Here is a 10,854-nt window from a genome sequence, read left to right as displayed (position 1 = left end):
TCGCCGCGCTCACGCCGGGCCGGAGACGGCGTCCGAGGGCTCGGCCATGGCCACGGCGATCTTCCGCGGGCCGGTGAACGGCTCACGCGCGTGCGAGGCCAGCATGTTGTCCACCAGCAGCACGTCGTCGCGCTGCCAGTCGAAGCGCCGCTGCTCGGCGCGGTAGCAACTGCGCAGATGGGCGACGACGTTGTCGGGGATGCGCTCACCGTCGCCGTAGAAGGTGTTGGTCGGCAGCTCGTCCTCGTCGAACATCTCCCGCAGACCCGAGCAGATCTCCTCGGCCAGCGTGGTCACATGGAAGAACGAGAGGTGGTTGAACCACACCTCCTCACCGGTGACGGGATGGGTGTGCACGGCCTTCCGGCGGGCCCGGGTGCGCAGTCCGCCGGCGCCCGTCCACTCCACCTCCACACCGTTGCGCGCGCAGTAACGGGCCACCTCGGCGCGGTCGTCGGTGTTGAACGCCTGCTGCCAGGGCACCCCGAAGCCCTCGATGAAGTTGCGCACCACCATCCAGCCACGGGCCGCGAACTCCGCACGTACGGCGGGATCGATGGCACGCAGCACCCGGCGGGTGTCGGCGAGCGGTGTCGAGCCCAGGGTCTCCGGAGGCCGCACGCAGTAGAAGAACAGTGTCATCGGCCAGGTGGCCTGGTAGGAGTTCTCGTTGTGCAGGAAGATCTCCTCGCTCGGCGGATAGTCCGTCGACGTGTAGACCTGCCCCTTGATGGTGCTGCGGGGCGAGGAGCGCTCCGCGTAGGCGAGAGGCTCGCCGGACACCGCGCGTACGACGTCCTCGAAGCCCTCGACACCGCCGATGTCGAATCCGCGGAGCAGCACCGCGCCGTGCTGGCGCAGCCGCTCCCGGACGAACGGGCGGGCCTCCGGCAGGAATTCGGCCACCGGTGTGCCCGGTGCCGCGGCCGGCACGATGAACGGCAGGGTGCTTCCCGTACCGGCGTTCGCCCCGGGGCTCGTCTCGGCACGCTCTCGGAGAGGTCCGGCGACGGACCACCGCCCGGAGTCCGCGCGGGCGGTGGTCCGTCGCCGGTGCGGATGAGTTCGCAGTCATGCGCCTCAGCCTCAGCCGCGGGCCGCGCCCGGACGAGAGAACAAGCGGCAGCACTGTCGGCAGCGCGTACGCCCGCCACTCTGCGCTTTCTTCTCTGCAAGCCGCGCCGGACCACCGGCAGGCTCGCTTCCGTCGCCACTGATCACGTGGCGTCCCTGACGCGACCGTGAAGCCGAGGAGGGCCGCCATGGCCGAGGAACACACCGACGAGCGTATGCACCAGGTCGTCGTGAACGACGAGGAGCAGTACTCCGTCTGGCCCGCCGACCGGGCCCTGCCGCTCGGGTGGCACGCGGAGGGCACCCGGGGCAGCCGGGCGGACTGCCTCGCCCATATCGGCACCGTGTGGACCGACATGCGCCCGCTCAGCCTGCGCCGGGAGATGGACGGCGCCGTCCAGGTCTGAGCCGTCCCGCCCGCCGTACCCGAACCCGTACCGGACCCCGCTGGCCGAGGTGCCTGACTGATGACCATGCCAAGGACCCACGAACGCGGTCTGCCGGGCCGGTACGCCGCAGGGCGAGTACCGGCCACCGCGGGAGGCGACACACGATGACCACCGTCGCCAAGTCCCCGCCCGACCGCCCGGTGACACCGCTCCACCGCAATCGCGACTTCATGCTGCTGTGGAGCGGGTCGGCCGTCTCCATCGTCGGCTCGACCGCCTCCACGGTCGCCTATCCGCTGCTCGTCCTCGCCCTGACCGGCTCGGCGTCCGACGCGGGCACAGCCGGCTTCTTCGCCCTGCTGCCCACCCTGCTGTTCCAGCTTCCGGCCGGTGCGCTGGTCGACCGCTGGAACCGCAGACGGCTGATGATCTGGTGCGACGTACTGCGCTGCCTCGGGGCCGCGAGCATCGTGGCGGCGATGGTCCTCGGTGAACTGCGTCTGGCGCACATCCTGGTCGTCGGGTTCGCCGAAGGCACCCTGTCCGTGTTCTACGGACTGGCCGCGCACGCGGCCGTGCCCAACGTCGTCGGCCCCGGCCAGCTGCGCCAGGCGCTCTCACGCAACGAGGCACGCGGCCGGGCGGCCACCATGCTCGGTACGCCGCTGGGAGGCATCCTCTTCGGCGTGGGACGCTCCGTCCCGTTCCTGCTCGACGCCGTGTCCTATCTGGTGGCGCTGGTCACCCTGCTCTTCGTGCGCAAGGACTTCGAGGCGGAGCCGACCACGCGGCGTACCGGCGGGATGGCCTCCCAGGTCCGGGAAGGGCTGGTCTGGCTCAAGGACCAGCCGTTCGTACGGGCCACCACCCTGCTGGTCGCGGGGAGCAACCTCCTCTTCCGCGCGCTGTTCCTGATCGTCATCGTGATGGCCACCGCGGACGGGGCCTCCTCGGCCGGGATCGGCCTCATGGTCGGTGCCGCCGGAGCCGGCGGTGTGCTCGGCTCGCTCGCCGCCAACTGGTTCGGCCGCAGATTCCCGCTCGCCGCCCTGGTGATCGGCGCGAACTGGGTCTGGGCGCTGCTGATGGGCGTCATCGTGTACGCCGACCACCTCGTGGTCCTCACGGTCGCCTACGCGGCGATGTGGTTCGTCGGGCCCGTGTGGAATGTCGCGGTCGGCAGCTACCAGCTCGCCGTCACCCCGGACCGGCTGCGCGGCCGTGTCCTCGCGGCGACCAGCATGCTGTCCGCCGGGGCCCTGCCCATAGGCGCGCTCGTCGGCGGGCTGCTGCTGGACGCGGTCGGGCCGCGGCGGGCCGCCGCCGCCCTCGCCGTCTGGATGGTGCTGCTGGCCTGCGCCGCGACCTTCTCCCGCTCGGTACGGCGGAGCACCGCTGACTCGGTGGATTCCTGACAAGACCGACGCACTGCCAAGGAGGAACAACCGTGTTTCGCACGACGCTCGGACCGCGACTCCCCGGGACGGGGACGAGACATGCTGCCGTCTGACACCGGATCGGTACGACCCGCCGGGGTGCCCGGAACCGCGGGAGTGCTCGGCACCATCGGAGCCACACCGCTGGTCGAACTGGTCAGGCTCGACCCGTCCAGGCCGTTCCGTACCTACGCCAAGCTGGAGGCGCACAACCCCGGCGGCAGTATGAAGGACCGGTCCGCGCTGGAGATGCTGCGCGAGGGCATCCGCGACGGCCGGATCGTGCCCGGCCGTTCGGTCGTGGTCGAGTCCAGCTCCGGCAATCTGGGCATCGGCCTCGCCCAGGTGTGCGCGTACTACGGGATCCGGTTCATCTGCGTCGTCGATCCACGGACCAACCAGCAGAACGTGGCGATCATGCGCGCGCTGGGAGCCGAGGTGGAGGTCGTACGGGAGACCGATCCGGCGACCGGCGAATACCTTCCGGTCCGTATCCGCCGCATCCGTGAACTCACCGGCCTGATCCGGCACGCGTACTGGCCCGACCAGTACTCCAACCCGCTCAATCCGCGGGCCCATCGGAACACCATGGGGGAGATCGTCGGGAGTCTTCCCGGCGGACTCGACTACCTCTTCTGCGCGACCAGTTCGTGCGGCACCCTGCGCGGCTGCGCCGAGTACGTACGGGAGCACCGGCTGCCGGTCACCGTGGTCGCGGTGGACGCCGAGGGAAGCGCCATCTTCGGCAACCCCCCTGGCCCCCGGCTGATCCCCGGCCATGGCGCGGCGGTGCGTCCCGGTCTCTACCGCGACGGTCTGGCCGACGAGGTCGTCCATGTCGCCGATCTGGACTGTGTGGTCGGCTGCCGCAGGCTCGCCTCCCGCGAGGCCATCCTCGCCGGCGGCTCGACGGGGGCGCTGATCGCCGCCCTCGGCGCCATGAGCGGGCGCATCCCGGCGGGCTCGAACGTCGCGCTGATCCTGCCCGACCGCGGTGAGCGCTATCTCGACACGATCTACAACGACGACTGGGTCACCCGTCACTTCGGTGATGTGTCCCACCTGTGGAAGGAGAAGAGGTCCGAGATGTCCGAGACCGAGATGTCCGAGATGGGGGTGGCGTCATGCTGATCCTGGGAGCCCAGGACGTGCACCGGATTCTCGACGGCGCCGAGAAGGATGTCCTGGAAGTGGTCCGCCGGGCCTATGTGCTGCACGAGCGGGGCCGTACGGCGCTGCCGCACTCGGTGTTCCTGCGTTTTCCCGACGACCGGCGCAACCGGATCATCGGACTGCCCGCCTATCTGGGCGACGAGACACCGGTCGCCGGGATCAAATGGGTCTCGTCCTTCCCGGGCAATGTCGAGGCCGGTCTGCGGCGCGCGTCGGCGGCGGTCATCATGAACTCGATGGCCACCGGAATGCCCGAGGCGTTCGTGGAAGGCTCCGTGATCTCCGCGCGGCGCACCGCGGCGAGCGCCGCACTGGCCGCCGCCGCACTCGCGGCGCGGACACCCGACACCGGGGTCGCCCTGGTCGGCTGCGGCGTGATCAACTTCGAGGTGCTCCGCTTCCTGCGGACGGCGCTGCCGGATCTGGCGGAGGTCACGCTGTTCGATCTGGACCAGGACCGCGTGCGCTCGTTCGCCGACCGCTGCGCCGGGCAGTGGCCCGATCTGAAGGTCTCCTCGGCCGGCACGGCGGACGAGGCACTCGCCACGCACCGTCTGGTCAGCCTCGCCACCACGGCCGCCACGCCGTATCTGACCACCGACGCCTGCCGTCCCGGAACGCTGGTGCTCCACCTCTCCCTGCGGGATCTCACCGCGGACTCCGTGCTGGCGGCGGTCAACGTCGTGGACGACGCCGACCATGTCTGCCGTGAGGCGACCTCGCTCCATCTCGCCGAGCAGCGGACCGGTGGCCGCGACTTCATCGAGGCACCGATCGGCGCCGTCCTCGCCGACCCGGACGCGGGCCCGCGCTCCGAGGACCGGGTCACCGTCTTCTCCCCGTTCGGTCTGGGCGTTCTCGACCTGGCGGTCGCGGACCTGGTCCGCCGCAGGGCGGAGGATCTCTCGCTGGGGACACGGCTGCCCGGCTTCCTGCCCGCGCCCGACTGAGCCCCGCGCGTGATCCGCGTGCGGTCCGTACGGCTGAGGGGCGTGCGGTCCGTACGGGTGAGCGGTGATCCGTACGTGACGGCGGAACCCGCCCCGAGGGGCGGGTTCCGTATGCGCGGGATCGGCCGGACGGTGCCCTCGCGGCCCGTCCCGTCGCCGTCCCGTCCTCCGGGAGCGCACGGCGCTCCCGGAGTGCGTCAGTAGGAGCCCCGGCATTCGAGGATCCGTCTCGGGTTGTCGACCAGCATGGTGGTGATCTGCTCCTCGGTGACTCCCCGCCGGCGCAGCGCGGGCAGCACCTCCCGGAAGATGTGCAGATAGTGCCAGTTGGGCAGCAGGACGGGCAGATCGCGCATCGGGAGCCAGTCGAGATAGCAGGAGGCGTCGTGCGCGAGCACGATCCGGTCCGTGTAGCCGCGCGCGCACAGGGCGGCGACGGTCTCCACCCGCTGTTCGAACGGCAGCAGTATGTCCAGGCCGAAGCGGTCCATCCCGAGGAAGGAGCCCCGGTCGGCGATCGACATCAGATAGTCCAGATCGGCGGTGTCCCCGCAGTGGCCGATGACCACCCGGGTCAGATCCACACCCTCGGCGGCGAACACGTCCTGCTGTTCGATACCCCGGCGGGTCTGGGCGTGGGTGTGCGTGAGGATCGGTACGCCGGTGGCCCGGTGTGCCTGGGCGACCGCCCGCAGGACCCGCTCCACACCGGGGGTCACACCGGGCGCGTCGGTCGCGCACTTGAGGATGCCGGCCTTCACCCCGGTGTACGCGATGCCGTCGGTGATGTCGGCGACGAACATCTCCACCAGAGGCTCGTCACCGCCGAGCAGTGTGCCGGGACCGCGCAGACTCAGAAAGTGCGGGACGTCCTCGTAGGTGTAGAGCCCCGTCGCCACGACGATGTTGAGGTCCACGCGCTCGGCGACCTTCTGGATCCTCGGGATGTGGCGGCCCAGACCGATCACCGTCGGGTCGACGATGGTGGAGACTCCCGTGGCGGCGAGCTCCGTCAGCCGCCGGACCGCGTGCGGCACCGCCTCCGCCTCGTGGAACCCGGCGCGGTCGGGGTGGTTGGTGGTGAACTCGGGGTTGAGGACGAAGATGTGCTCGTGCATCAGGACCTGCCCCAGCCCGCCGACCGGCACGGGTCCACGGACGGTGTTCACTTCGGCCGTGGCAGAGGCGGTTTCGTACAGCATGTCGGGCTCCCGCATGACGCGTGGACGCACGGCGATCGGCCGCGCTGGGGACGGACTGGCTGGCCGAGGGCGGACCGGCGTACCGGGGACGGACCGGACGGGCGGGGCTCACACGGCACGGCCGGCCGGGCCGCCGTACGGCGCGGCCGGTCGGCCGGTGGAGCGGCCCGCCGCGGACACCCTCCACCTCTGTGAGACGCGTGCTCTCCGGGACCAGTGGGCGCACCAGCACCCTCGCCTCCAGACTCACCGCCACCGCCGGCCCTGTGAAGGCGCATCCTCCCGGCGCTTGGCGCACACGGTCCTGTCATCGAACACATCGAAGCGCCCCCTGCTCCGGCGGCACCCCGGCCCCGCCGACCGCGCGCCTCTCACGAGCCGATGCCGGGCCCTGCCCAGGCCGCGCCCCGCGCGCGGCCCGCGCCCCGGTCCCGTGCCGGGGCCACGCACCCCGGTCCCGCGGGCGGCCGGGGGCCGCCGATACGCTCAGCCAGGATCCCGGTGGGCCTCGGCCCACCGCCACGACACATCGTCCAAGGTTTCCCGACCGTTCCGGAAGGCCCGCTGATGACCACGACGAACTCGCAGGCAGACCGGCTCGGCCGGGCGGCGGAGGCCGCGTCCGCCGCCCGGATCGACGCCCTGCTGATCTCGCCCGGCGCCGATCTGCGCTATCTCACCGGCTATGACGCACAGCCGCTGGAGCGGCTCACCTGCCTCGTCCTGCCCGTCGGCGGCGAGCCGTTCCTCGTCGTACCGGCCCTGGAGAAGCCCGCCGCCCAGGCGTCGCCCGCCGGGCGGCTCGGGATCGAGATCACCGGCTGGAACGAGACCGACGACCCGTACGACCTGATCGCCGCGCGGCTGCCGCGCGCCCTGTCCCGTGTGGCCCTCGACAACCGGATGTGGACCGAGAAGTCGCTGGCCTTCCGGGCCGCGCTGCCCGGCGCCGAGCAGGTGCTCGCGGGTGAGGTGCTGTACGCGCTGCGGGCCCGCAAGTCCCCGGCGGAGGCGGAGGCGCTGCGGCGCGCCGCAGCGGCGATCGACCGGGTGCACTCGCGGATGGGGGAGTGGCTGCGCCCGGGCCGTACCGAGCGCGAGGTGGGCCGGGACATCGCCGACGCGATCATCGCCGAGGGGCATGTCCGGGTGGACTTCGTGATCGTCGGCTCCGGACCGCACGGCGCCAGCCCGCACCATGAACTGTCCGACCGGGTGATCGAGGCGGGCGATCCGGTGGTCGTCGACATCGGCGGCACCACCGAGGAGGGCTACTGCTCCGACTCCACCCGTGTCTACGCGCCGGGCGAGCCGCCCGAGGAGTTCCGCCGCGCGTACGAGGTGCTGCTGCGCGCCCAGCGCGCCCAGACCGACGCCGTACGGCCCGGCCTGCGCGCCCATGAACTGGACGCCGTCGGCCGCGATCTGATCACCGAGGCCGGGTACGGCGCGTACTTCATCCACCGGACCGGTCACGGCATCGGACTGGAGAGCCACGAGGAGCCCTACATCGTGGCGGGCAATCAGCTTCCGCTGGAGCCCGGGATGGCCTTCTCCGTCGAACCGGGCATCTATCTGCCCGGCCGTTACGGGGCCAGGATCGAGGACATCGTGATCTGCACGGAGAACGGCGGTGAACGGCTCAACCGGACCGGCCGTGAACTGGTCGTGCTCTCCTGACGTCCGGCCTCCCCGGCCGCGGAACGGACGGGTTGTACGCGGCGCCGTGCTGTGGTTCCCTGACGTCATGACGCTCCGGCTCGTGACCCGCCGCCACGTGGACTACGGGCGTGTCACCAGCACCGGCTGTCATTCCGCACGCTGACGCCGTGCCCCGGGCGGCACGGCCGCCGCTTCCCCGGCCGCCGTGCCCGCCGGATCCACCGCTCCCGCCGCTGCCGCCACGGCACACGACGCCCCGCGCGTGTGCGCCCCCGTGCGCCGTCGCCGTGAAGCGTGTGCCCTCCCGTCCGGTCGGTCCTTCCGTGACGTCCCGTCTCCACCGACCGTGCCCTCTCGTTCCCTTTTCCGAGACCTGTTCCGCCCGCTCAGCCCGCGCTCCGCCCGGCAACCCAGCCGAACCGCACCAGGGAGAACCATGAGCCAGCCCAGCCGGCCCGCACAGCCGATCGATTCCGTCACCGCCGGGCACACGCCCGAGGACATCTCCGAGGGCCCCGACACCTCCGCCTGGTCGTTCGAGACCAAGCAGGTGCACGCGGGCGCCGCGCCCGATCCCACCACGGGCGCACGGGCGGTGCCGGTCTACCAGACCACCTCGTTCGTCTTCCGTGACACCCAGCACGCGGCGGATCTCTTCTCGCTCGCCGAGCCGGGCAACATCTACACCCGGATCCACAATCCGACACAGGACGCCTTCGAACAGCGGATCGCCGCGCTCGAAGGCGGTGTCGCCGCCGTGGCGCTGGCCTCGGGACAGGCCGCGGAGACGCTGGCGATCCTCACGCTCGCCTCCGCCGGCGACCACATCGTCTCCAGCACCTCCCTCTACGGGGGGACGTACAACCTCTTCCGGCACACCCTGCCGAAGTTCGGCATCGAGGTGAGCTTCGTCGACGACCCGGACGATCTCGACGCGTGGCGGGCGGCGATCCGGCCGAACACGAAGGCGCTGTTCGCCGAGACACTGGGCAATCCGCGCGGCAACGTCCTGGACATCGAGGGGGTCGCCGAGGCCGGACACAGCGCCGGAGTCCCGCTGATCGTGGACAACACGGTGCCGACCCCCTATCTGCTGCGGCCTGTCGAGCACGGCGCCGACATCGTCGTGCACTCGGCGACCAAGTTCATCGGCGGGCACGGCACCACCATCGCCGGTGTGGTCGTGGACGGCGGCACCTTCGACTTCGGCGCGCACGCCGAGCGTTTCCCCGACTTCAACGAGCCCGACCCGAGCTACCACGGACTGCGCTACTGGCCGGCCCTGGGCCCGAGCGCGTTCGCGGTCAAGCTGCGCGTGCAGCTCCTGCGCGACCTCGGTCCCGCGCTGTCGCCGCTGTCGGCGTTCCTGCTCCTCCAGGGCGTGGAGACGCTCTCGCTGCGTATCGAGCGCCACTCGGCCAACGCCCAGGCGCTGGCCGAGTGGCTGGAGCAGCGGGACGAGGTGGCCGCGGTGCACTATCCGGGGCTGCCCTCCAACCGCTGGTACGAGGCCGCCCGGCGCTATCTTCCGCGCGGCGCGGGCGCGGTGCTGGCGTTCGAGCTGCGCGACGGGGTCGAGGCGGGCAAGCGTTTCGTCGACGCGGTGGAGCTGTTCAGCCATCTCGCCAACATCGGCGACGTACGCAGCCTCATCATCCACCCGGCCTCGACCACCCACAGCCAGCTCGACGCCGAGCAGCTCGCCGCGACCGGCACCTCGCCCGGTCTGGTGCGGCTGTCGGTCGGCATCGAGAACCTCACCGATCTCAGGGCCGACCTGGAAGCCGGCTTCCGCGCGGCGAAGGGCGCGTCCTGAACACCGGGACCGATACGGGTTCCGCACACCCGGGGGCCCGGCCCCCGGGCTCGGGTTCCGGGCCCGGTTCCGGTTCCGGGCCATCTCCCGGACCACCGGAGTCCGCCCCCGCCGGATCCGTCCCCCTCCCGCCGGCCACCGGTGCCTGGCGGGAGGGGGACCCACCGGGCCGCCGCGCGTGGTGGACAAGGCAGAAGCCGCTCGTCCTGGAGTCCGGTGCCGAGCTGCCGGGAGTCCGTATCGCCTACGAGACCTGGGGAGAGCTCGCTCCCGACGCCTCCAACGCGGTCCTGGTGCTGCACGCCCTGACGGGAGACAGCCATGTCGCGGGACCGGCCGGACCCGGTCATCCCACGCCCGGCTGGTGGGACGCGCTGATCGGTCCTGGCCGGGCCCTGGACACCGAGCGCTGGTTCGTCGTCGCGCCCAATGTGCTCGGCGGCTGCCAGGGCAGCACGGGACCGTCCTCGGCCGGGCAGGACGGACGGCCCTGGGGCTCGGCCTTTCCCCGGCTGACCCAGCGTGACCAGGTGGCCGCCGAGACCGGCCTCGCCGACGAACTGGGCATCGGGCGCTGGGCGCTGGTGCTCGGCGGCTCGATGGGCGGTATGCGGGCCCTGGAGTGGGCCGTCTCCTGTCCCGAGCGCACGGGCGCCCTGATGCTGCTCGCCACGACGGCGAGCGCCAGCGCCGAGCAGATCGCCTGGGCCACCATCCAGGCGCGCGCCATCCGCTCCGATCCGTTCTGGTACGGCGGCGACTACTACGACGCCGTACCGGGGCGGGGTCCGCACACCGGGCTGGGACTGGCCCGTCGGCTCGCCCATGTCACCTACCGCAGCGAACCCGAACTGCACGTCCGGTTCGGGCGTACGCCGCAGGGCACGGAGGATCCCCGGCGCGGCGGCCGGTACCAGGTCGAGTCCTATCTCGACCATCACGCCACCAAGCTCGTACGGCGCTTCGACGCGGGCAGCTATGTCGTGCTCACCGAGGCGATGAACGGCCATGACGTGGGACGGGGACGCGGTGGCACGGCCGCCGCGCTGCGCCGGATCACCGCGCCGGCGCTGGTCGCGGGCGTCGACTCCGACCGGCTCTATCCGTCCTCCCAGCAGCGGGAGCTGGCGGCGGGCATCCCGGGCGCCGACC

General features: G+C 71.8%; 8 protein-coding genes and 1 pseudogene. 7 read left to right on the top strand and 2 right to left on the bottom strand.

The features are described from left to right. Window positions 1–9: 9 nt before the first annotated feature. Window positions 10–933 carry a TauD/TfdA family dioxygenase gene (locus tag BFF77_RS09520; protein ID WP_211280191.1) on the bottom strand — a complete coding sequence of 308 codons (924 nt, stop codon included), beginning with the start codon at window positions 931–933 and terminating at the stop codon, window positions 10–12. 329 nt (window positions 934–1,262) lie between these two features. Here BFF77_RS09520 and BFF77_RS09515 point away from each other — a divergent pair, with 329 nt between their 5' ends. The 4 genes from BFF77_RS09515 to sbnB all read left to right on the top strand — a co-directional run bounded on the left by BFF77_RS09515 (window position 1,263) and on the right by sbnB (window position 5,022). Further along, window positions 1,263–1,481 carry an MbtH family protein gene (locus tag BFF77_RS09515; protein ID WP_066946317.1) on the top strand — a complete coding sequence of 73 codons (219 nt, stop codon included), beginning with the start codon at window positions 1,263–1,265 and terminating at the stop codon, window positions 1,479–1,481. Between the two features lie 146 nt (window positions 1,482–1,627). Beyond that, window positions 1,628–2,878 (top strand): MFS transporter, encoded by a 1,251-nt coding sequence (locus tag BFF77_RS09510; protein WP_066946314.1) that lies wholly within the window; start codon window positions 1,628–1,630, stop codon window positions 2,876–2,878. A gap of 81 nt (window positions 2,879–2,959) precedes the next feature. Continuing rightward, window positions 2,960–4,030, top strand: a complete 1,071-nt coding sequence (sbnA, locus tag BFF77_RS09505) for a 2,3-diaminopropionate biosynthesis protein SbnA (RefSeq protein WP_066946313.1) — start codon at window positions 2,960–2,962, stop codon at window positions 4,028–4,030. Continuing rightward, window positions 4,024–5,022, top strand: a complete 999-nt coding sequence (gene sbnB, locus BFF77_RS09500) for a 2,3-diaminopropionate biosynthesis protein SbnB (RefSeq protein WP_066946309.1) — start codon at window positions 4,024–4,026, stop codon at window positions 5,020–5,022. Before sbnA ends, sbnB begins: the two co-directional genes overlap by 7 nt. Window positions 5,023–5,219: 197 nt before the next feature. On the opposite strand, the gene BFF77_RS09495 is transcribed toward sbnB, so the two are convergent. Further along, window positions 5,220–6,224 (bottom strand): phosphotriesterase family protein, encoded by a 1,005-nt coding sequence (locus BFF77_RS09495; RefSeq protein WP_066946305.1) that lies wholly within the window; start codon window positions 6,222–6,224, stop codon window positions 5,220–5,222. 567 nt (window positions 6,225–6,791) lie between these two features. Between BFF77_RS09495 and BFF77_RS09490 the strand changes: the two genes are divergently transcribed. The 3 genes and pseudogenes from BFF77_RS09490 to metX all read left to right on the top strand — a co-directional run. Then, window positions 6,792–7,904, top strand: coding sequence for a M24 family metallopeptidase (locus BFF77_RS09490; protein ID WP_066946302.1), 1,113 nt, complete (start codon window positions 6,792–6,794; stop codon window positions 7,902–7,904). Window positions 7,905–8,322: 418 nt separating this feature from the next. Continuing rightward, window positions 8,323–9,702, top strand: coding sequence for a bifunctional o-acetylhomoserine/o-acetylserine sulfhydrylase (locus BFF77_RS09485; RefSeq protein ID WP_079124974.1), 1,380 nt, complete (start codon window positions 8,323–8,325; stop codon window positions 9,700–9,702). A 116-nt stretch (window positions 9,703–9,818) separates the two neighbouring features. Then, window positions 9,819–10,854, top strand: a pseudogene (gene metX, locus BFF77_RS09480) (homoserine O-acetyltransferase MetX); the annotation flags it as partial.

The sequence above is a fragment of the Streptomyces lushanensis genome (genome assembly GCF_001700515.1).
Classification (GTDB): domain Bacteria; phylum Actinomycetota; class Actinomycetes; order Streptomycetales; family Streptomycetaceae; genus Streptomyces; species Streptomyces lushanensis.
This window is presented reverse-complemented; position numbering and strand designations above follow the sequence as displayed.